Origin of the sequence: Sphingosinithalassobacter sp. CS137 (genome assembly GCF_014334115.1) — a bacterium.
In the GTDB taxonomy this organism is placed as follows: domain Bacteria; phylum Pseudomonadota; class Alphaproteobacteria; order Sphingomonadales; family Sphingomonadaceae; genus Sphingomonas.
In genome coordinates this window covers 1,685,353-1,704,917 of record NZ_CP060494.1, presented here as the reverse complement: position 1 = coordinate 1,704,917, position 19,565 = coordinate 1,685,353, and the positions used below count along the sequence as shown (strand labels likewise).

The window sequence follows — 19,565 nt, the reverse complement described above, 5'->3', positions numbered from 1 at the left end:
GCCGTACGATCCGGTTCAGCGCAGCGAACCGCGGCGCACCAGATTGACGATCGCGAGCAGGATGATCGCGCCCACCAGCGAGACGAGGAACGTGCCCACGGTGATGCCGTCGTTGATGTCGGCGCTCGAGAAGAGCCAGCCGCCGATGAAGGCGCCGACGATGCCCACGACGATGTTGAGGAAGATGCCTTGCTGCGCATCGGTGCGCATGACGAGCGATGCGAGCCAGCCGACGACGCCGCCGACGATCAGCCAGACGATAATGCCAACGAGATCCATTCGAGGTCCCTCCGTTTCACCTCCGGTACGTTCCGGAGATCACCGCAAAGACTCGCGAAGCCCGTGCTTGGTTCCGGCCGCCCCCGCTTGGCCGTCCAGGTCGTCCCTCAATATTTCTGCTGGCGCTCGTACAGCGTGCGATAATGCTGGATGCGCGTGACGCGCAGCCCGGGCATGCCCGAACGGTCGATCGCGCGCTGCCATCCGGCGAATTCCTCCACCGTCAGGCCATAGCGTTCGCAGACCTCGTCGATGCTCAGCAGACCGCCGTTCACTGCGGCCACGACTTCGGCCTTGCGCCGCACGACCCAGCGGGTCGTGTCGGGCGGCGGCAGCGTGTCCAGCGTCAGCGGCTCGCCCAGCGGACCGATGACTTTTGCAGGGCGGATCTTCTGATTCTCAATCATCTACCAAACCTCGATCGGGGCGGGGGGCCCCCTCTCCAACTCACTTGAACGACCGTTAGACGTGCTGCTTCAACATTGGCTGAAACGGGACGGTAAACAGCGTATTCACTCCTGCGGCCAACGCCTTAACGCCAGCGAAACGGCGCGATGAAATGCGCCGTGCGGCGGCGCCAGCAGCTCGGCCTCGGGCGCCGTGCCGCTCAGCCGCGCCTGCGCCGCCGCCGTCGGGCTCGCCGCCTGGCGCGCGGCCACGCCGACCAGCAGCACGGCCAGTTCGGTGGGCAGCGCCGTAACCGCGACGTCGCGGTCCAGTCGGGCAAAGCTCAGGTCCACTGCTACGCATCCGCAAAACTCACTTCGGACGACTCTCGTAGCGGCGCGTCCTGAAGGACCGGTAAAGGCGCCGAAATTTTGCATCGGCGCGTCCGGCGCCCTATGTGCGGCGGCGATGCATTCCGGTGATTTCCAGCTTCCCGAGCCGCTCGCCGCGCGGCGGATCGTCGTCGCCATGTCGGGCGGGGTCGACAGCTCGGTCGTGGCCGCGCTCGCGGCCCGCACCGGCGCCGAAACGATCGGCATCACGCTCCAGCTCTACGATCATGGCGAAGCGGTCGGGCGTGCGGGAAGCTGCTGCGCGGGCAGCGACATCCGCGATGCGCGCGCAGTCTGCGATCGGCTCGGAATCGCCCATTATGTGTTCGATCACGCCAGCAGCTTCCGCGAATCGGTGATCGACGATTTCGCCGACGAATATCTCGCCGGGCGCACGCCGATCCCCTGCGTCCAGTGCAATATCGGCCCGAAATTCACCGATCTGCTGGCGATTGCGCGCGATCTGGGCGCCGATTGCCTCGCCACCGGCCATTATGTCCGCCGTGTCGAGGGCGCCGCGGGGGCAGAGCTGCACCGCGCCGCCGATCCGGCGCGCGATCAGAGCTATTTCCTGTTCGCCACCACTGCGGCGCAGCTCGATTTCCTGCGGTTTCCGCTGGGTGGCCTGCCCAAGCCCGAGGTGCGGGCGCTCGCCGCCGAACTGGGGCTCGGCGTGGCGGGCAAGCCGGACAGCCAGGACATCTGCTTCGTGCCCGACGGCGATTACGCCACGCTCGTCAAGAAGCTGCGGCCGCAGGCCGAGGCGGGCGGCGACATCGTCGACGAGCGCGGGGTGAAGCTCGGCGAACATCGCGGGCTCATCCATTTCACCGTCGGCCAGCGCCGCGGGCTCGAAATCGGCGGCCAGGCCGAGCCGCTCTACGTCCTGCGGCTCGATCCGCAGCGGCGTGAAGTGATCGTCGGGCCCAAGCGCGCGCTCGCGGTGCGTGCGGCGCGGATCGAGCGGTTGAACTGGATCGGCGGCGATGCGGCCGGGCCGATGACGGCGAAGGTGCGGTCGCTTGCCAAGCCCGTGCCTGCGCGGCTCGAGGGCGATCGCGTGGTGTTCACCGCGCCCGAATATGGCGTCGCGCCCGGCCAGGCCGCGGTGCTCTATTCGGGAGATCGCGTGTTGGGCGGCGGCTGGATCGCCGAAACCGAACGCGCCGATCTGGCACTGGCCTGATCCGGCCGGGTCAGTCGGGGAGCAGGAACGCGCCCTCGATCACCGTCACGCAGTTGCCGCCCAGGATCACCATGTCGCCGGCCAGCCCGCACTGCACATGGCCGCCGCGTGCGCTCGCCTGATAAGCAGCGAAAGCCTCGCGCCCCAGCCGCTGCGCCCAATAGGGCGTCAGCACGCAATGCGCCGATCCGGTCACCGGATCCTCGTCGATCCCCGCGGCGGGCGCGAACACGCGGCTCACCACATCGGTGTCGCCGCCCGGCGCCGTGACGATGTTCAGCGTGTCGCCGATCTGCGCCAGCGCGCGAAAGTCCGGCTCCACCGCGCGCACCGCCTCGGCGCTGTCGAGCACCGTCAGGTCATAGCCGCTGGCGTGGCGCAGCGTCTGCGCTTCCTCGATCCCCAGTGCCTCGAGCAGCCCCGGCACTTCGGCCGGCTCGGGCGGATAGGCGGGCAGCGCCATCGCATAGCCGTCGCCGTCGCGCCGCACCTCGAGCAGCCCGGCCTGGCGCGTGCGAAAGACGACTCGGTCCGTCTCCGAATTCGCGTTCAGCAGATAATGGCCGCTCGCCAGCGTCGCATGGCCGCACAGCGCAACTTCGGTGGTCGGCGTGAACCAGCGCAGCTCGTAATCGGCCTCGTCGCTGTCGTCGGGAACGAGGAAGGCGGTCTCGGAGAGATTGTTCTCCATCGCGATCGCCTGCAGCACCGCGTCGTCGAGCCACGCGTCGAGCGGCATCACCGCGGCCGAATTGCCGGTGAAGGGCGCGCTCGCGAACGCGTCGATCTGGGCGAAGGGCAGCTTCATCGCTTGGTCTCCTTGAGGAAGGCGCTCTCGTCGGCCTCGACGAGCGGATTGTGCGGATCGTCGACCTGTCCCGCCGGATCGAGGTGGATCAGCACTTCGATTCCCGGGAATTCGTCTGCGAGCGCACGCTCCAGCGCTTCCACCACGTCATGTGCGGCGGCGACGCTCATGTCCGGATCGACCCAGATGTGGAACTGCACGAAGTCGCGATTGCCGCTGGTCCGCGTGCGCAGGTCGTGCAGCCGCTCGAATCCCGAAAGGCCGCAGGCGACTTCGACCAGTCGGCGGCGCTTCTCCTCGGGCCATTCGCGGTCCATCAGCTGGTTGATCGCCTCGACCGAGGCGCGCCACGCGCCGAACATCAGCCAGAAGGCGATGGCGATGCCGAACAGCGGATCGGCGCCGGCAAGCCCCAGATAGCCTTCGAGCACCAGCGCGACGATCACTGCGCCGTTGAGCAGCAGGTCCGATTGATAGTGGACATGGTCCGCGCCGATCGCCACCGATCGGGTGCGCCGGATCACTGACCGCTGATAGCTGGTCAGCGCAAGCGTCAGCACGAAGGCGACGATCGAAACGCCGATGCCATATTCGGGATCGGTGCTCGTCTGGTCGGTCGACAGCCGCTCGATCGCGCGCAGCAGGATGGCGAAGGCGGAAACCGCGATCACGCCCACCTGGAACAGCGCGGCCAGCGCCTCGGCCTTGCCGTGGCCGAAGCGATGCTCGGCGTCGGCGGGCTGCATCGCCCAGCGCACGCCGCCCAGCGTCACCAGTGACGCGACCAGATCGAGCAGACTGTCGGCGAGCGAGGCGAGCACCGCCACCGATCCGGTCTTCAGCGCCGCCCAGGCTTTCAGTGCGCCGAGCAGCAGCGCGACGGCAACGCTCGCGAGAGCCGCCCGGCGAACCGGCCGGTTCACGGGTAGAGCAGCCCCTCGGACCAGCCCTCCGCGCCCGGCGTGGTTTCGCGCACGAACAACCGCCGTTCGTGCAGCCGATGTTCGCGGTCCTGCCAGAACTCGATTCGCTCGGGGCTCACCCGCCAGCCGCCCCAATGCGGCGGGCGCGGCACCGGCCCGCCTTCGAACCGCGCGCGAACGGCTTCATAGCGTTCCTCGAACACCGCGCGCGCGGGCAGCGGGCGCGACTGGTCCGAAGCCCAGGCGCCAAGCTGCGAATCGCGGCCGCGGCTGGCGAAATAGGCGTCCGATTCGGCGTCGCTCACGCGTGCGACCGGCCCTTCGACTCGCACCTGCCGCCGCAGCGACTTCCAATGGAACAGCAGCGCCGCGCGCGGGCATTCGGCAAGCTCGATCGCCTTGCGGCTCTCGCCGTTGGTGTAGAAAGTGAAGCCTTCGGCGCCATGCCCCTTCAGCAGCACCATCCGCACCGACGGCTGGCCCGCCGGATCGACGGTGGCGAGCGCCATCGCATTGGCGTCGTTGGGTTCGCTCGCCTGGGCGTGCGCGAACCAGCTGTCGAACAGCGCGATCGGGTCTTCTGCCATGGCCCGCGCTCTACCGGCACCCCGCAGGAGTGTCGAGGAACGAGTCGCGCGCTCGGGGATTGAATCGGCCTCGCAACGAGGAGAATGGCATGGCCGCGCGCGCCTATTGGCAGGGACAGATTCGCCTGGCGCTGGTGTCGATCCCGGTGGAGATCTTCACCGCGACTCGCTCCGGCGCCGCCATCTCGTTCCGCCAGATTCACGAACCGAGCGGCAAGCCGGTCAAATATGAGAAAGTGGTTCCCGGCGTCGGCCCGATCGACACCGACGAGATCATGAAGGGCTTCGAATACGAAAAGGGCTCCTACATCCTGCTCGATCAGGAAGAGATCGACGCAGTGAAGCTCGAATCGAAGAAGACGCTCGAGCTCACGCAATTCGTCGACGCGCACGAGATCGACGTTCTCTATTACGAGAAACCCTATTTCGTGGTCCCCGCCGACGATCTGGCGGAGGAAGCGTTCATCGTGCTGCGCGAGGCGCTGCGGCGGACGAAGAAGGTCGGGCTCGGCCAGCTCGCGCTGCGCGGCCGCGAACATGTCGTCAGCCTCAAGCCCTGCGGGCGCGGGATGGTCCTCGAAACGCTCCGCTATGCCGACGAAGTGCGCAAGGCGCAGAGCTATTTCCGCGACATCTCCGACGAGAAGCCCGATGCCGAGCTGCTCGAGCTGGCCGAATCGCTGATCGAGAAGAAGACCGCCGCCTTCGATCCGCAGGAGTTTCACGATCGCTATGTCGACGCGCTCAAGGATCTGATCGAGCGCAAGAAAAGCTCGAAGGGCGGCCGTATCGTCGAGGAGGCTGAGGAAGGCCCCGCCAGCCGCGGCTCGAATGTCGTCGATCTGATGGCCGCGCTCAAGAAGTCGCTCGAAAAGCCCGGCGCCTCGAACGACGACGAGGTCGAGACCAAGCCGGCGAAAAAGGCATCGAGCCGCTCGCGTAGCAGCAGCAGCGCGAAAAAACCTCCGGCGAAGAAGAAGGCGGCGGGCTGACGCGCGATGGCCGACGCCGATCTTCTCGCCAGATACAATGCCAAGCGCGATTTCGCGAAGACCGCCGAGCCGCGCGGCGAAGCAGGGGGCGGCACCGGCCGCACCTTCATGGTCCAGAAGCACGATGCCTCGCGGCTCCACTGGGATCTGCGGCTCGAAGTCGATGGCGTGCTCAAGAGCTGGGCGGTGACGCGCGGCCCCAGCCTCGATCCGGGCGAAAAGCGGCTCGCGGTCCGCACCGAGGATCACCCGCTCTCCTATGCCACCTTCGAAGGCACCATCCCGCAGGAGGAATATGGCGGCGGCACCGTCATGCTCTGGGATCGCGGCGAGTGGGAGCCGGTGGAGGGCAAGAGCGCGAAGGATCTCGAAAAGGGCCATCTCCACTTCCGCCTCTTTGGCGAGCGGATGCGCGGCGAGTGGCTGCTGATCCGCCTCAAGCCGCGCGGCCGCGAAAAGGCCGAGAACTGGCTGCTGCGCAAGCTCGAGGACGAATATGCCGGCGGCACCGACACATTGGTCGAGACCGGCCTCACCAGCGTGAAGACCGGCCGGACGATGCTCGAGATCGCCGAGGGCAGGCAAGCGACCGGGAAGAAGCCGCCCGCGAAGCGCGCGAAGAGCGGCGCCAAACCCAGAAGCGCCCAGGCCCCGGCGTTCCGCCCGGTTCAGCTCGCCACGCTCGTCGATGCCGTCCCCTCGGGAAACCAGTGGCTGCACGAAGTCAAATATGACGGCTATCGCGCGTTGCTCAGCCTGGGCGCGGGCGGGCCGCGCATCTTCACTCGCTCGGGGCTCGACTGGACCGACAAATTTCCCGGCATCGCCGATGCCGCCGCGTCGCTTCGCGTCGGTTCGGCGCTGATCGACGGCGAGATCGTCGCGTTCAACGACGGCCGCCCCGATTTCTCGACCCTTCAGGACGCGATCTCCGCGGGCGGCAAGGGGCTCGTCTTCTTCGCCTTCGATCTGCTCGAAGCCGATGGCGAGGATCTGACGAAGCTGCCGCAGGTCCAGCGCAAGGAGCGGCTGCGCCCGCTGCTCGCCGAAAGCGACGAACGCATCCAGTTCGCCGAACATGTGATCGGCGCGGGCGAGAAGCTGTTCGGAACGATGTGCCGCGAAGGCTATGAAGGTATCGTCTCGAAGAAGGTCGACGCGCCCTATCGCGGCAGCCGGACCAAGGCGTGGCTCAAGGTGAAGTGCGTGCGGCGCCAGGAATTCGTCATCGTCGGCTGGTCGCCCAGCAATTCGAAGGGGCGGCCGCTGCGCTCGCTGCTGCTCGCGGTGCATGGGCCCGACGGGCTCGAATATCGCGGCAAGGTCGGCACCGGCTTCGACATGGACACGCTTCAGGCGCTGCGCGACAGGCTCGATCGGCTCGCCCGCAAGACGCCGCCGGTCGATGCTCCGAAAAGCGTCGCGAAGGGCGCGCACTGGGTAACGCCGAAGCTCGTCGCCGAGATCGCCTTTGCCGAGCTCACTTCCGAAAACGTCGTCCGCCACGCCAGCTTCCTCGGCCTGCGCGAAGACAAGCATGCCGCCGACGTGACTGCCGAAACGCCCGAGCCGCTGCCGCAGGCGCCTGCCTCGACGGTGAAGATCAGCAGCCGCGATCGCGTGATCTTCCCTGATGCCGGCGTCACCAAGGGCGAACTCGCCGATTACTACCAGGCGGTCTCGCCGGTGTTGCTGCCGTGGATCGCCGATCGGCCGATCAGCCTCGTTCGCTGTCCGCAGGGCCGGGCGAGCAAATGCTTCTTCCAGAAGCACGACGCGGGCAGCTTCGGCGAGCATGTCCGCCATGTCGACATTCGCGAGAAGGATGGCTCGGTTCAGCCCTACCTCTATGTCGACGACGTCGACGGCATCCTCGCCTGCGTCCAGATGGGCACGATCGAATTCCACGGCTGGGGCAGCCGCGTCGCCGATGTGGAGAAGGCCGATCGGCTGGTGTTCGATCTCGATCCCGACGAGGGGCTCGACTTCCGCGACGTCAAGAAAGCCGCCGAGGATCTCAAGCGCCACCTCGCCGACATCGGCCTCACGAGCTTCCCGATGCTCACCGGCGGCAAGGGGGTGCATCTGGTGGTGCCGCTCATTCCCAAGGCCGAGTGGCCGGACGTGAAGAGCTTCGCCGAGCGTTTCGCCCGCGCGCTGGCGCAGGCCGAGCCCGATCGCTTCACCGCCAATCTCAAGAAGGCGAGCCGCACGGGCCGCATCTTCATCGATTATCTGCGCAACCAGCGCGGCGCGACCGCGGTGCTGCCCTATGTCGCGCGCGCGCGGCCCGGCGCGCCGGTCTCGGCGCCGATCAGCTGGAGCGAGCTGCGCGATCTCGACGGGCCCCAGCGGTTCAGTGTCGCCGATGCCGATACGCTGGTCGATCGCGCCACCAGCCGCGCGCTCGCCGGCTGGGGAGAGGCGTCGCAGGAACTGCCCGACGTCTAGCCGAGTCTCCGCCGGTCGCAATCGGCGTTGCGCGGCAGCATGGTTTCCCCCATCGTCCGCCACTCATGCAGCGGGAGCAACGCGCCATCCGGGGTCCAGAAGGACTTTTCGACGCCGGCACCATCGCCGCGCGCTGGATCGCCGATTATTGCGGCGAGGGCCGGTCGGGCGACATGCTCTGCGGGCAGGGCTCGGACGACGCCGCCTGGACGGCGCTGTTCGAGGAGCTCGCCAGCCATAGCGGCGACACGCTCGGGCACGCCCGAGAGCGCGCCCAGCGCCATGCCGACGACATCGGCACCGGCTTTCGCATCGCCGGCGAAGGCGACGAACGGCCCTGGCCGCTCTCGCCGGTGCCGCTGCTGCTTCCGGCGGCGGAGTGGACGAAGATCGCGGCGGGCGTCGCGCAGCGCGCGCGGCTGATGGAGGCGATCCTCGCCGATGTCTACGGCCCGGGGCGGCTTACCGCCGAGGGCCATGTCCCCGCCGCGCTCGTCACCGGCAGCCCGTTCTTCCTCCGCCCGCTGGTCGGCCTCGCGCCGCCCGGCGGCCGCCATCTCCATTTTATCGCCGCCGATCTCTGTCGCGGCCCAGACGGCACTTGGCGCGTGCTCGCCGATCATCTCCGTGCCCCCGCCGGCGCGGGCTATGCGCTCGAAAACCGGCTGGCGATGGCGCGGATGCTGGGCGGCCTGCAGTCGCGACTCAACATCGAGCGGCATGCGCCCTTCTTCGCCGCCTTTCGCGACGGGCTCGCCGCGCTCTGCCGCCGTGCCGAGCCGCGCATCGGCCTGCTCACGCCCGGCCGGCTCAACCCGAGCTATGCCGAACAGGCGCATCTCGCGCGCTATCTCGGCTATCTGCTGGTCGAGGGCGCCGATCTCACCGTGCTCGAGGATCAGGTCTATGTCCGCACCATCGCCGGGCTGAAGCGCATCGATGCGCTGTGGCGCCGAGTCGATCCGCGGCTGCTCGATCCGCTGGCGTTCGACAGCCATTCGACGATCGGCGTTGCCGGGCTCGTCGATGCGATGGCGGCTGGCAATGTCGTTGTCGCCAATGCGCCCGGTGCGGGCATGCTCGAGGCACCCGCGGTGGCCGCCTTCCTGCCGTGGCTCGCCGAGGCGATGCTGGGCGAAACGCTCGCGCTGCCGAGTATCGCGACCTGGTGGTGCGGCGGTGATCGCGAGCGCGGGCAGGTGATCGACCGGCTCGACGAGCTGCTGATTGCGCCCGCGTTCGGCGTGCCGACGCGCGCGTTGCCCGATGGTCGGCCGGTGCTCGGGGCGTCGCTCGACACGGAGGCGCGTGCCGCGCTCCTCGACGATCTGGAGCGGCGGCCGCAGGATTATGTCGGCCAGGAAGTGGCGCGGCTCTCGACCATGCCGATGGTGTCGGGCGAGGGGCTCGTGGCGCGCCCGTTCACGCTGCGTGTCTTCGCCGCGCGCGGTGCCGACGGCGGCTGGACCGTGCTGCCCGGCGGCTTCGCCCGCATCGGCGAACATCCCGATCCGCGCGCGGCGGTGATGGGGGAGGGCAGCTGGTCGGCCGATGTGTGCGTCCACGGGCCTGCCCCGGTCGAACCGGTCACGCTGCTGCCGTCGAGCGCGACGACTCAGCTGCGCCGCAATCCCGGCACGCTTCCCAGCCGCGTCGCCGATAATCTCTTCTGGCTCGGCCGCTATCTTGAACGCGGCGAGGCGCTGCTCGGCGTGGTGCGTGCGCTGCTCGGCAATTCGATCAGCGCCGATACCGGCGCCGCGCTGTCGGCGGAGACGGTTCGGCGGCTGGTCGGGCTGGTGGTCGGCGCCGATGCCGCGCCCGAGCCGCGCGGCCATCGCCGCGCCGATCTCATCCAGCTCGCCCGCACCGCCTTGGAAGACGAAGAGGCGTGGTACAGCGTGCGCGCGATCAATCGTCAGGCGCGGCTGATCGGCGAGGTTTCGCGCGAGCGGCTTTCGGCGGACATGATCCGCCTGCTCGACGCGCCTTTCCCCAGCCGCGGCGGACTGCTCGACAAGGCGGGCTCGCTCCAGCGGCGCTATTCGGCGCTTGCCGGGCTCTCGGCCGAGCATATGGCCCGCACCGAGGCATGGCGCTTCCACGATCTCGGGCGACGGGTCGAACGCGCGGCCGCGGCGCTGCGGGTGGTGCGCGTCTTTGCCGGCGCCGATGCGACCGCCGACGATCTTTCGACTCTGCTCGATCTCGCCGACAGCCAGATCAGCTATCGCCAGCGCTATCTCACCGGGATCGCGCGGGTTCCGGTGGTCGATCTCGTCGCGCTCGATCCCGGCAATCCGCGCTCGATCGCCTATCAGGTGCAGGCGATCGCCGAGCATCTCGATCAGCTGCCGGTGCTGTCCGACGACGGGCTCGCCGAGCCGCAGCAGGAACAGGCGCGGGCGCTGGCGGCGATCGTGCTCACCGCGCGCGCGGCGGCGGTCGACGCGGCGCTGCTCGCCGATCTGCACGATCGGGTCGAAACGCTCTCCGATGCGATCGCCCGCCGCTACTTCCTTCAGGGCGCCGAGCCGCTGCGCGCTTCGGGGCTGGTGCTCGCCTGATGCGCTACGCCATTCGCCACGTCACGCGCTTCGACTATGCCGAGCCGGTCGGCTTCGCGCGCTGCAACCTGCGGCTGAAGCCGATCGACTGGCCGGGCCAGCGGCTCGACGACTATCGGCTGTCGGTCGAACCGGGCGGGCACACTTTCCCGGCACGCGCCGATGCGGGGCTGGCGCATGTCGTTCGGCTGGTGGTCGCGGCGCCGGCGCGCACGCTCACGATCGAAAGCGCGGCGCAGGTGTATGTCGACCGACTGGTGCCGGTGCCCGATGCCGGCGATCCGACGCTGGGCGAAATAGCCGCGCTGGCGCGCGCCAGCGCCGATGCCTCGCCGCTCGGCCCGGCAAGCTATCTCTTTCCCTCGCCGCTCATTCCGATCGATGCGGAGATCGCGCGATGGTGCGCGGCCGATCTCGATCCCGGCCGCGGCGCGCTCGCGGCTGGAATCGCGCTCGCACGGCGCATCCAGGCAGAATTCGCCTTCGATACCGCCGCCACGCTGGTCGATACGCCGCCCGGCGACGCCTTTCGCAAGCGCGGCGGCGTGTGTCAGGATTTCGCGCAGATCATGATCTCGGGTCTGCGCGCCGCCGGCCTGCCCGCCGCCTATGCCTCGGGCTATCTGCGCACGCTGCCGCCGCCCGGCCAGCCGCGGCTGGTCGGCGCCGACGCCACCCATGCCTGGGTGCTGCTGTGGTGTGGGCCCGAACGCGGCTGGGTCGGGCTCGATCCCACCAACGGCATCTGGATGGCGAGCGATCATGTGCTGATGGCGGTCGGCCGCGACTATGCCGATATCGCGCCGATCGACGGGATCGTGCTGGGATCGGGCGCGCAGCGGATGCACGTGTCGGTCGATGTCGAGCCGCTCGGCGATTGCGCCGGCTGAGCGTCCCCTTGCAGGAAGGCCGGCTCGCGCCGATGTTCGCGGCGCCTATATAGGCTTGAAACCGCGTGGAGAGTGAAGAACCCGATGGCAGATCCTTATGCAACGCTGGGCGTGGCACGCGGCGCGAGCGAGGCCGACATCAAAAAGGCCTATCGCAAGCTCGCCAAGGAGCTGCACCCGGACCGCAACAAGGACAATCCCAAGGCGGCCGAGCGGTTCAGCCAGGTCACCCAGGCCTATGACCTGCTGACCGACAAGGACAAGCGCGCGCGCTTCGATCGCGGCGAGATCGATGCCGATGGCAATCCCACCGCGCCGTTCGGCTTCGGCGGCGGCGCGGGGGGGCAGGGGGGCGGCTTCCGCCCCGGCGGCGGCCAGTTCGATTTCGGCGGCCAGGGCGACATCGGCGACATTTTCGAGGGGCTGTTCGGCGGCGGCGCGGGTGCGCGCCAGCAGGGCGGCGGCGGCTTTTCGGGCGGGTTCGGCGGCTTCGGCCGGCGCCAGCCGCCCAAGGGCGCGAACACCGCCTATCGACTGCAGGTGTCGTTCGTCGATGCAGCCACGCTCGCGGCGCAGCGGATTACGCTCGCCGACGGTTCGACGATCGACCTCAAGCTCCCGCCCGGCGTCGAGAGCGGTACGCAGATGCGCCTGTCGGGCAAGGGGCAGGCGGGCCCCGGCGGCAATGGTGATGCGATCGTGACGGTCGAGGTCCAGCCGCATGCCTTCTATACGCGCGACGGCGACGACGTCCGCCTCGACCTGCCGGTCAGCCTCTCCGAAGCCGTGCTCGGCGCGCAGGTGCGCGTGCCCACGCCCGACGGCGCGGTGATGCTGACGGTGCCCAAGGGCTCGACGTCGGGCAAGGTGCTGCGCCTCAAGGGCCGCGGCTTCCATCGCAAGGGCGGGGGGCGCGGCGATCTGCTCGTCACGCTGATGGTCGATCTGCCGGTCGGCGACGACGCGCTGGTCGAGTTCGTCCGGGGCTGGCAGGATCGCGACAAGGGGAACCCGCGCGGCCGCATGGGCGTCTGATCCTTTCGTGGCTGATGCAGACATCTCCCCGGAATCGCCCGAGGCGCGGCGCAAGGGCTTCGGCGGCAAGATCCGGCGGCGGCTGGACGATCTCGGCTTTTCCGAGCGCTTCTTCGAAGTGGTCAAACGTGTCGCGGTCGGCACCTATACCGACGGCTTCACCTATGCCGGCAATCTCGCCTATCTCTCGCTCGTCACGCTGTTTCCCTTCTTCATCGTCGCCGCCGCCATCGCGCGGCTGTTCGGTCACAGCGGCGAGGGCGTCCAGACGCTCGAGGCGTTCCTCCAGACTGTCCCGCCCGACGTCGCCGAAGTGCTGCGAAAGCCGGTGCGCGACGTGCTCGAGGCGCGCTCGGGCACGCTGCTGTGGCTCGGCGCGCTCGTCGGGCTGTGGACCACCGGCGGCTTCATCGAGACGCTGCGCGGCATTTTGCGCCGCTCCTATGGCGTCACCGGCGGTCGGCCGTTCTGGGAGTATCGGCTCGGCTCGGCCGGGCTCATCATCGGCTCGGTGATCCTGCTGATGTCCGCGTTCAGCCTTCAGGTGGTGCTCACCGGCGTGCAGGAGTTCATCACCCGGCTGCTGCCCTTTGCCGATGATGCCGCGCGGATCGTCTCGATCAGCCGGCTCGCGCCCGGCGTCGCGCTGTTCATCGCGCTCTACATCCTTTTCTATTCGCTCACCCCCAGCGGCTATCGCCGCCATTGCCATAAATGGCCGGGCCCGCTGTTCACCACCTGCTGGTGGCTCGCCACCACGGCGCTGCTGCCGGTCGTGCTCGGCAGCCTGGGCACCTATGATCTCACCTACGGCAGCCTCGCGGGCGTGATGATCACGCTGATCTTCTTCTTCATCATCGGCCTCGGCCTCGTTATCGGCGCCGAGCTCAACGCCGCACTGGCGGAAGACCCCGACGAGGGTCTAGACGAGGCGCAGGAACAGGAGGCGCAAGCGACGTGACGGGACTGATGCAGGGCAAGCGCGGGCTGATCATGGGGCTCGCCAACGATCGATCGCTCGCCTGGGGCATTGCGCAGAAGCTGCGCGAAGCCGGGGCGGAGCTGGCATTCACCTATCAGGGCGAGGCACTCGCCAAGCGCGTCCGGCCGCTCGCCGAGCAGCTCGGCTCGGATTTCCTGATCGAGTGCGACGTTTCCGACATGGCGGCGCTCGATACGGCGTTCGACACGCTGCAGGCGAAATGGCCGACGATCGACTTCGTCGTCCACGCGATCGGCTTTTCCGACAAGAACGAGCTGCGCGGCCATTATTACGACACCAGCCTCGACAATTTCCTGATGACGATGAACATCTCGGTGTTCTCTTTCACTGCGGTGGCGAAGCGCGCGCGCGCGATGATGCCGAACGGCGGCAGCCTGCTGACGCTCAGCTATTACGGCGCGGAAAAGGTCGTGCCGCACTATAACGTCATGGGCGTGGCGAAGTCGGCGCTCGAAACCAGCGTCAAATATCTCGCGATGGACCTCGGGCCCGAAAAGATCCGCGTCAACGCGGTCTCGGCGGGGCCGATCAAGACGCTCGCCGCCAGCGGCATCGGCGACTTCCGCTACATCATGAAGTGGAACGAGCTCAATTCGCCGCTTCGCCGCAACGTGACGATCGAGGATGTCGGCGGCGCCGGCCTCTATCTGCTCTCCGATCTCGCCTCGGGCGTGACGGGCGAGACGCACCATGTCGATGCCGGCTACAACGTCATCGGCATGAAGGCCGAGGACGCGCCCGACATCGCGCTGAGCTGACGCTTCGCGTGACGACGACGATCCAGCGCGCCGCGCCGCGCGACGCGCACGACATCGACGCTATCCTGCGCGCCTGTTTCCCGCGCCCGGCCGAAGCGATGCTGGTGAAGCAGCTCGCGATCGACGGTGATCTCGTGCTCGCGCTGATCGCGCGCGACGAGGCGAGCGGCACGGCGGCGGGCATCGTCGCGCTCAGCAGGATGCATGTGGCGATCGGCCCCGAATCGGTGCCTGCGGTGGCGCTCGCCCCGCTCGCGGTGCTGCCCGCCTATCGCCAGACCGGCGTCGCGGAGGCGCTGGTCCGTGCGGCGATCGACGAGATGACGCGGGCGGGCGCGCTGCTGATGTTCGTGCTCGGCGAGCCCGGCTTCTACGGCCGCTTCGGCTTTTCCGCCGCGGCGGCGGAGGGCTTCGACTCGCCCTATGCCGGGCCGTATCTGCTGGCGATCGAGCTGCAGGGCGGGCTGCCCTGCGGCGCGCGGGGGCTTGCGGATCACCCGCCCGCCTTTGCCGCGCTGAACGAGGTCTGAGCCGCCATGCCCCGGGTGTTCGAGCATCAGGGATGGCGCTTTTTCTTCTACTCGAACGAAGGCGATCCGCGCGAGCCGGCGCACGTCCATGTTCTGAAGGAGGGGCGCGAAGCGAAGTTCTGGCTTTATCCGGAGGTGGCGCCTGCCTACAATCACGGGCTTTCGGCGCGTGAGCTCCGGCTTGTCTCGCAAGTCGTGCTGGAACGCCGCCGGGATATTGAGGAAGCGTGGCATGCCCATTTCGGTTAGTGCAGTCAGCGTCCGCTTCGATGCGGATCAGATGTGGGTGGCGCTCGAGGACGGGCGGATCCTCGGCGTGCCGCTCGCCTGGTTTCCTCGGTTGCGGAACGCTACTCCGGCTCAGCGCGAAACCGTTATGATCAGCCCGTCCGGTCTGCACTGGGACGTGCTCGACGAAGACATTTCGATCGCAGGGTTGCTCAGAGGCAATGGCGATCTGTCGCAGGCGCCCGCGACCGCCGCATGAGCTTCAATACCTTCGGTCGCATCTTCCGCTTCACCACATGGGGCGAGAGCCACGGCCCCGCCCTGGGCGCCGTGGTCGATGGCTGTCCGCCGGGGCTGGCGCTCAGCGAGTCCGACATCCAGCCGTTCCTCGATGCCCGGCGCCCCGGCCAGTCGCGCTTCACCACCCAGCGGCGCGAGCCCGATGCGGTGCGCATCCTCTCGGGCGTGTTCGAGGGGCGGACGACCGGAACGCCGATCAGCCTGATGATCGAGAATGTCGACCAGCGCTCGAAGGATTATTCGGACGTCGCCAAGGCCTATCGCCCGGGCCACGCCGACTATGCCTATGACGCGAAATACGGCTTCCGCGACTATCGCGGCGGCGGGCGCAGTTCGGCGCGCGAGACGGCGGCGCGCGTCGCGGCGGGCGGCGTGGCGCGCAAGGTGATTCCCGAAGTGACGATCACCGCCTGGGTCGAGGCGATCGGCGGCGACGCGATCGATCCGGCGAACTTCGATGCGGACGAGATCGGCCGCAACGCCTTCTTCTGCCCCGATGCCGCCGCCGCCGCGCGCTGGGAAACGCTGGTGGACGCTGCGCGCAAGGCCGGTTCCTCGCTCGGCGCGGTCGTCGCCTGCGAAGCGACCGGCGTGCCCGCGGGCTGGGGCGCGCCGCTCTATGCCAAGCTCGACAGCGAGCTCGCCGCCGCGTGCATGTCGATCAATGCGGTCAAGGGCGTCGAGATCGGCGACGGCTTCGCGGCCGCCGTGCTGTCGGGCGAGGCCAATGCCGATCCGATGCGCCCGGGCGCCGACGGGCCGGAGTTCCTCGCCAATCATGCCGGCGGCATCGCGGGGGGCATCTCTACCGGACAGCCGCTGCGGCTGCGCGTCGCGTTCAAGCCGACCAGCTCGATCCTCACCCCGGTCGAAACGGTCACTCGCGACGGCGAGGCGACCGAGATCGCGACCCGGGGGCGCCACGATCCCTGCGTCGGCATCCGCGGGGTTCCGGTCGTCGAGGCGATGGTCGCGCTCGTCCTCGCCGATCAGAAGCTGCTGCATCGCGCCCAGTGCGGCTGAGCGGTCCGGTTCAGCCGTCGCCGCTCCTATCCATCAGCCGCCCGAAACACCGCCAGTCCGCTACCACCTGCTCGGCATAGCGCCGGGCGTTCTCGATCAGCGCATCGCGTTCGCGGTCGAGCGCGTCGGCCATCGCGGTCTCGAACCGCACCGAGCGGTTGTCGCCGCGGGCATGGGCAAGCGCGGCCGCGGTGCCGCAGGCGACCGCATAGTCGCGCATCCGCTGCCCCACATGGCGCTTGGCGAGGCAGATTTCCTCGGGCTCGGCGCTCACCCGCGCATGGTGGCGCGATCGGATCAGCCAGTGCGCGCCTTGCCATTCCATCTGGTCGAGCAGCAGGTCGGGCTCGCGTTGCACGCGCCGTTGGATATGCACGGTCAGATGCGCCGCGCCCAGGCTGTTGCGCGGATCGAGATCGGGAAAGGCATGGACCGGCGCCGCCACGCGCTGCTGCTTCGCCTCCACAACCTGTGCCATCGCGAGGCCCGCCGTTCCGATCGCGCCCTCGCGCCCGACGAGCAGATAATAGCGCGGCAGCTCGAGCGATCCCGTGCCCTGTCCCAGCCGCTCGATGATGTCGAGGATGGTGTCGTCGACATAGGGACGAAAGGCGGCGCGGGCGCTTTCCTCCAGCGCCGGCTCCAGCCGGCGGTACCGGTTCGGCCGCTCGCGGAAACACAGGCCGTTCGGTCCGCTCGCCGCCGCCTTGCCCAGCGAGCTCTTGCGCTCGAACTTCTTCCCGCCGATCGCCCGTTTGCGCGCCTTCTTCAGATAGCGGCGCAGCGGATGGCGGCGGGCGAATCGGTCGAGCGTCGTCCGGCGCACCATCGGATTGTCGATCACGCGGCGGCAGGTCTCGGCATAAGAATCGAGGCACGCGCGCACGGCGGCTTCGGCATCGTCGGCGCTCGCAGCGGCAAGCCCGTCCAGATCCGCGAATGCGTCGGTCGCGTATCTGCCGGCCAGAATGCCGCGCGCCAGCTCGGCGCCGACGAACAGGCTGACCGAAAGCCGCATCAGATCCCAGCCGGCGCGGCCGATACAGGCTTCGTCGAAGTCGGTCGGCACAAAGGCGATGTGGCGCCCGTGCGACCCCTTCTCCGTCACGAAGCCGAAATTGCCCATATGGCAGTCCCCCAGCACCGCAGTGGTGCAGGCCGGCGTGTCGAACCCCGCCGGCAGGCGCAGCGCGCCGTCGGCCAGGTCGGCGTAGAAGAGCTGCGCCGAGCCGCGCAGGAAGCGGTACGGGCTTTCGAGCATCCTGCGGTGCTTGGTCGTCGGCGGGCCCGCGCCGGGACGGACTCCGTCGACACGGTCGATCGCCGCCGCGATCCGCTCGGTGCGTGCTTCCTGTTGGGCCACGCTTGGGGAACCGCGAAGGCCGCGTCCCGTTCCGCACCGCGCTTCGGGGGCGGCGGAACGCGATTGGTCGCTCAAATCGTGCAGATGCCGGTCGAACCGGCGGCGGACTGCGCCGAACGGGGCGGCTGCCCGGGCGCCTTTGCCGGAGAAGAGGGTTCTTCAGCTGCTCAGTTCAGCAACCGGAGTAAACCCATGCGTACCACGACACTTGCGAGCCTCTTGTTCCTCTGCGGCTCGACTGCGGCAGTCGCGCACATCCAGGCAGCGCCGGCGCTTCAGGACGCGCCGAACGCCACCGCCAACACGCTGATGGACGAACCGCTGGCCGAGGATCCGGCGCTCGATCCGCTGGCGAACCAGACGGGCGAGCCGATGCCCGATGCGCCGCTGCCCGGTGACGATCTCGACCAGCCCCCGCTCGATCCCGCGACGCCCGATCCCGTGCTCGACGAGGAAGTGTCGGATCCGACGACGATCGGGCCGGTGATGCCCGAGCCGATGGGAGACGATGCGCCGCCGACGCGCTGAGGCGGGGAGTGCGCCCGGCGGAAGCCTCTGGCCGGGCGCGACCTTCAATCGGCGAAGGGGTCGCGCACCAGGATCGTGTCGTCGCGCTCGGGGCTGGTCGATACCAGCGCGACCGGGCACTGGATCAGCTCCTCGATCCGGCGGATGTACTTGATCGCCTGCGCCGGCAGTTCGGCCCAGCTGCGCGCGCCCGCGGTCGATTCCGACCAGCCCTCGACCGTTTCGTAGATCGGCTCAACTTCGGCCTGATCGTTGAAATTGGCGGGATAATAGTCGAGCTCCGCGCCGCGCAGCCGATAGCCGGTGCACACTTTCACTTCGTCGAATCCGTCGAGCACGTCGAGTTTGGTGAGCGCGATTCCGGTGACGCCCGAAACCGCGACCGACTGGCGGACGAGCACTGCGTCGAACCAGCCGCAGCGGCGCTTGCGCCCCGTCACCGTGCCGAATTCGCGCCCGCGCGTGCCCAGCCGTTCGCCGGTCTCATTGTCCTGCTCGGTCGGGAAGGGCCCCGATCCGACGCGCGTCGTATAGGCCTTGGCGATGCCCAGCACGAAGCCGACCGCGCCCGGCCCCAGTCCCGATCCCGCCGCGGCGGTGCCCGCCACCGTGTTCGACGAAGTGACGAACGGATAGGTCCCGTGGTCGATGTCGAGCAGCACGCCCTGCGCGCCTTCGAACAGGATGCGGCGGCCGCGCGCGCGCGCCTCGTGCAGCGTCCGCCACACCGGCTGGGCATAGGGCAGGACGAAACCGGCGATCTCCTCGAGCTGCGCGGTCAGCGCGGCGCGGTCGATCGGCGCTTCGCCGAAGCCGGCGCGCAGCGCGTCGTGGTGCGCGCTCAGCCGGTCGAGCTGCGGCCCCAGGCTGTCGAGGTGGGCGAGGTCGCACACCCGGATCGCGCGGCGGCCCACCTTGTCCTCGTAAGCCGGGCCGATGCCGCGCCGCGTCGTGCCGATCTTGCCGGCGCCGCTGGCGTCCTCGCGCAGTCCGTCGAGGTCGCGGTGAAAGGGCAGGATCAGCGGGCAGGTGTCGGCGATCATCAGCGTGTCGGGAGTCACTTCGACTCCCTGCCCGCGCAGCCGCTCGATCTCGTCGCGCAGCGCCCAGGGGTCGAGCACCACGCCATTGCCGATCACGCTCGGCGTGCCGCGCACGATGCCCGAGGGCAGCAGCGAGAGCTTGTAGGTGTTGTCGCCCACCACCAGCGTGTGGCCGGCATTGTGCCCGCCCTGAAACCGCACGACCACATCGGCGCGCTCGGCGAGCCAGTCGACGATCTTGCCCTTGCCTTCATCGCCCCATTGGGCGCCGATCACTGCGACGTTCGCCACT

The 19,565-nt window shown here is 68.8% G+C and carries 21 protein-coding genes; 13 read left to right on the top strand and 8 right to left on the bottom strand.

What is annotated here, in order from left to right; genetic code table 11:
* Nucleotides 1-15: 15 nt before the first annotated feature.
* The 3 genes from H7V21_RS08405 to H7V21_RS08395 all read right to left on the bottom strand — a co-directional run bounded on the left by H7V21_RS08405 (nt 16) and on the right by H7V21_RS08395 (nt 1,019).
* A complete protein-coding gene (locus H7V21_RS08405; protein ID WP_188053081.1) occupies nt 16-279 on the bottom strand; it encodes a GlsB/YeaQ/YmgE family stress response membrane protein in 264 nt (87 codons plus the stop codon).
* Nucleotides 280-386: 107 nt separating this feature from the next.
* Nucleotides 387-686 carry a DUF1153 domain-containing protein gene (locus H7V21_RS08400; protein WP_188053080.1) on the bottom strand — a complete coding sequence of 100 codons (300 nt, stop codon included), beginning with the start codon at nt 684-686 and terminating at the stop codon, nt 387-389.
* A gap of 105 nt (nt 687-791) precedes the next feature.
* Entirely contained in the window at nt 792-1,019 is a 228-nt protein-coding gene (locus tag H7V21_RS08395) for a hypothetical protein (protein ID WP_188053079.1), read from the bottom strand.
* 115 nt (nt 1,020-1,134) lie between these two features.
* Here H7V21_RS08395 and mnmA point away from each other — a divergent pair, with 115 nt between their 5' ends.
* On the top strand, nt 1,135-2,244 hold the full coding sequence (gene mnmA / locus H7V21_RS08390; RefSeq protein ID WP_188053078.1) for a tRNA 2-thiouridine(34) synthase MnmA: 1,110 nt from the start codon (nt 1,135-1,137) through the stop codon (nt 2,242-2,244).
* Between the two features lie 10 nt (nt 2,245-2,254).
* On the opposite strand, the gene H7V21_RS08385 is transcribed toward mnmA, so the two are convergent.
* From H7V21_RS08385 to pdxH, 3 genes are read right to left on the bottom strand one after another with little or no spacing between them, the layout of a single operon-like run.
* Entirely contained in the window at nt 2,255-3,052 is a 798-nt protein-coding gene (locus tag H7V21_RS08385; protein WP_188053077.1) for a PhzF family phenazine biosynthesis protein, read from the bottom strand.
* Nucleotides 3,049-3,975 (bottom strand): cation diffusion facilitator family transporter, encoded by a 927-nt coding sequence (locus H7V21_RS08380; protein WP_188053076.1) that lies wholly within the window; start codon nt 3,973-3,975, stop codon nt 3,049-3,051. The genes H7V21_RS08385 and H7V21_RS08380 overlap by 4 nt, the downstream gene beginning before the upstream one ends.
* Nucleotides 3,972-4,562, bottom strand: a complete 591-nt coding sequence (gene pdxH / locus H7V21_RS08375; protein WP_188053075.1) for a pyridoxamine 5'-phosphate oxidase — start codon at nt 4,560-4,562, stop codon at nt 3,972-3,974. The genes H7V21_RS08380 and pdxH overlap by 4 nt, the downstream gene beginning before the upstream one ends.
* Before the next feature lie 89 nt (nt 4,563-4,651).
* Here pdxH and H7V21_RS08370 point away from each other — a divergent pair, with 89 nt between their 5' ends.
* The 11 genes from H7V21_RS08370 (at nt 4,652) to aroC (ending at nt 16,339) form a co-directional block, all read left to right on the top strand.
* Nucleotides 4,652-5,554 (top strand): Ku protein, encoded by a 903-nt coding sequence (locus H7V21_RS08370; RefSeq protein ID WP_188053074.1) that lies wholly within the window; start codon nt 4,652-4,654, stop codon nt 5,552-5,554.
* 6 nt (nt 5,555-5,560) lie between these two features.
* The gene (gene ligD, locus H7V21_RS08365) at nt 5,561-8,005 is read left to right on the top strand and encodes a DNA ligase D (RefSeq protein ID WP_188053073.1); all 2,445 of its coding nucleotides are present in this window, start codon (nt 5,561-5,563) and stop codon (nt 8,003-8,005) included.
* Nucleotides 8,006-8,070: 65 nt separating this feature from the next.
* Nucleotides 8,071-10,572 (top strand): circularly permuted type 2 ATP-grasp protein, encoded by a 2,502-nt coding sequence (locus H7V21_RS08360; protein WP_188053072.1) that lies wholly within the window; start codon nt 8,071-8,073, stop codon nt 10,570-10,572.
* The gene (locus H7V21_RS08355) at nt 10,572-11,462 is read left to right on the top strand and encodes a transglutaminase N-terminal domain-containing protein (RefSeq protein WP_188053071.1); all 891 of its coding nucleotides are present in this window, start codon (nt 10,572-10,574) and stop codon (nt 11,460-11,462) included. Before H7V21_RS08360 ends, H7V21_RS08355 begins: the two co-directional genes overlap by 1 nt.
* Before the next feature lie 84 nt (nt 11,463-11,546).
* Nucleotides 11,547-12,497, top strand: coding sequence for a DnaJ C-terminal domain-containing protein (locus tag H7V21_RS08350; RefSeq protein WP_188053070.1), 951 nt, complete (start codon nt 11,547-11,549; stop codon nt 12,495-12,497).
* A 7-nt stretch (nt 12,498-12,504) separates the two neighbouring features.
* A complete protein-coding gene (locus H7V21_RS08345) occupies nt 12,505-13,458 on the top strand; it encodes a YihY/virulence factor BrkB family protein (protein ID WP_188053069.1) in 954 nt (317 codons plus the stop codon).
* On the top strand, nt 13,455-14,258 hold the full coding sequence (gene fabI, locus H7V21_RS08340; RefSeq protein ID WP_316714635.1) for an enoyl-ACP reductase FabI: 804 nt from the start codon (nt 13,455-13,457) through the stop codon (nt 14,256-14,258). The genes H7V21_RS08345 and fabI overlap by 4 nt, the downstream gene beginning before the upstream one ends.
* An 8-nt stretch (nt 14,259-14,266) precedes the next feature.
* Nucleotides 14,267-14,788, top strand: coding sequence for a GNAT family N-acetyltransferase (locus tag H7V21_RS08335; protein WP_188053068.1), 522 nt, complete (start codon nt 14,267-14,269; stop codon nt 14,786-14,788).
* A gap of 6 nt (nt 14,789-14,794) precedes the next feature.
* Complete coding sequence (locus tag H7V21_RS08330) at nt 14,795-15,037, top strand: DUF4160 domain-containing protein (protein ID WP_188053067.1); 243 nt, start codon at nt 14,795-14,797, stop codon at nt 15,035-15,037.
* Nucleotides 15,021-15,275 carry a DUF2442 domain-containing protein gene (locus H7V21_RS08325; protein WP_262503777.1) on the top strand — a complete coding sequence of 85 codons (255 nt, stop codon included), beginning with the start codon at nt 15,021-15,023 and terminating at the stop codon, nt 15,273-15,275. The genes H7V21_RS08330 and H7V21_RS08325 overlap by 17 nt, the downstream gene beginning before the upstream one ends.
* Nucleotides 15,272-16,339 (top strand): chorismate synthase, encoded by a 1,068-nt coding sequence (gene aroC, locus H7V21_RS08320; RefSeq protein ID WP_188053066.1) that lies wholly within the window; start codon nt 15,272-15,274, stop codon nt 16,337-16,339. The genes H7V21_RS08325 and aroC overlap by 4 nt, the downstream gene beginning before the upstream one ends.
* Nucleotides 16,340-16,349: 10 nt before the next feature.
* Here aroC and H7V21_RS08315 read toward each other — a convergent pair whose 3' ends face one another.
* Complete coding sequence (locus tag H7V21_RS08315; protein WP_188053065.1) at nt 16,350-17,702, bottom strand: DUF2252 family protein; 1,353 nt, start codon at nt 17,700-17,702, stop codon at nt 16,350-16,352.
* 192 nt (nt 17,703-17,894) lie between these two features.
* On the opposite strand from H7V21_RS08315, the gene H7V21_RS08310 reads away from it, so the two are divergent.
* The gene (locus H7V21_RS08310; RefSeq protein ID WP_188053064.1) at nt 17,895-18,230 is read left to right on the top strand and encodes a hypothetical protein; all 336 of its coding nucleotides are present in this window, start codon (nt 17,895-17,897) and stop codon (nt 18,228-18,230) included.
* 44 nt (nt 18,231-18,274) lie between these two features.
* On the opposite strand, the gene H7V21_RS08305 is transcribed toward H7V21_RS08310, so the two are convergent.
* Entirely contained in the window at nt 18,275-19,564 is a 1,290-nt protein-coding gene (locus tag H7V21_RS08305) for an adenylosuccinate synthase (protein ID WP_188053063.1), read from the bottom strand.
* Between the last annotated feature and the right edge of the window lies 1 nt (nt 19,565).

Coding starts and splice junctions, on each gene's coding strand:
- pdxH (WP_188053075.1), bottom strand. CDS start 4,562: ATGGCAGAAGACCCGATCGCGCTGTTCGACAGCTGGTTCGCGCACGCC.
- ligD (WP_188053073.1), top strand. CDS start 5,561: ATGGCCGACGCCGATCTTCTCGCCAGATACAATGCCAAGCGCGATTTC.
- H7V21_RS08350 (WP_188053070.1), top strand. CDS start 11,547: ATGGCAGATCCTTATGCAACGCTGGGCGTGGCACGCGGCGCGAGCGAG.
- H7V21_RS08400 (WP_188053080.1), bottom strand. CDS start 686: ATGATTGAGAATCAGAAGATCCGCCCTGCAAAAGTCATCGGTCCGCTG.
- H7V21_RS08405 (WP_188053081.1), bottom strand. CDS start 279: ATGGATCTCGTTGGCATTATCGTCTGGCTGATCGTCGGCGGCGTCGTC.
- aroC (WP_188053066.1), top strand. CDS start 15,272: ATGAGCTTCAATACCTTCGGTCGCATCTTCCGCTTCACCACATGGGGC.
- H7V21_RS08360 (WP_188053072.1), top strand. CDS start 8,071: ATGCAGCGGGAGCAACGCGCCATCCGGGGTCCAGAAGGACTTTTCGAC.
- H7V21_RS08355 (WP_188053071.1), top strand. CDS start 10,572: ATGCGCTACGCCATTCGCCACGTCACGCGCTTCGACTATGCCGAGCCG.
- H7V21_RS08310 (WP_188053064.1), top strand. CDS start 17,895: ATGCGTACCACGACACTTGCGAGCCTCTTGTTCCTCTGCGGCTCGACT.
- mnmA (WP_188053078.1), top strand. CDS start 1,135: ATGCATTCCGGTGATTTCCAGCTTCCCGAGCCGCTCGCCGCGCGGCGG.
- H7V21_RS08385 (WP_188053077.1), bottom strand. CDS start 3,052: ATGAAGCTGCCCTTCGCCCAGATCGACGCGTTCGCGAGCGCGCCCTTC.
- H7V21_RS08325 (WP_262503777.1), top strand. CDS start 15,021: ATGCCCATTTCGGTTAGTGCAGTCAGCGTCCGCTTCGATGCGGATCAG.
- H7V21_RS08370 (WP_188053074.1), top strand. CDS start 4,652: ATGGCCGCGCGCGCCTATTGGCAGGGACAGATTCGCCTGGCGCTGGTG.
- H7V21_RS08330 (WP_188053067.1), top strand. CDS start 14,795: ATGCCCCGGGTGTTCGAGCATCAGGGATGGCGCTTTTTCTTCTACTCG.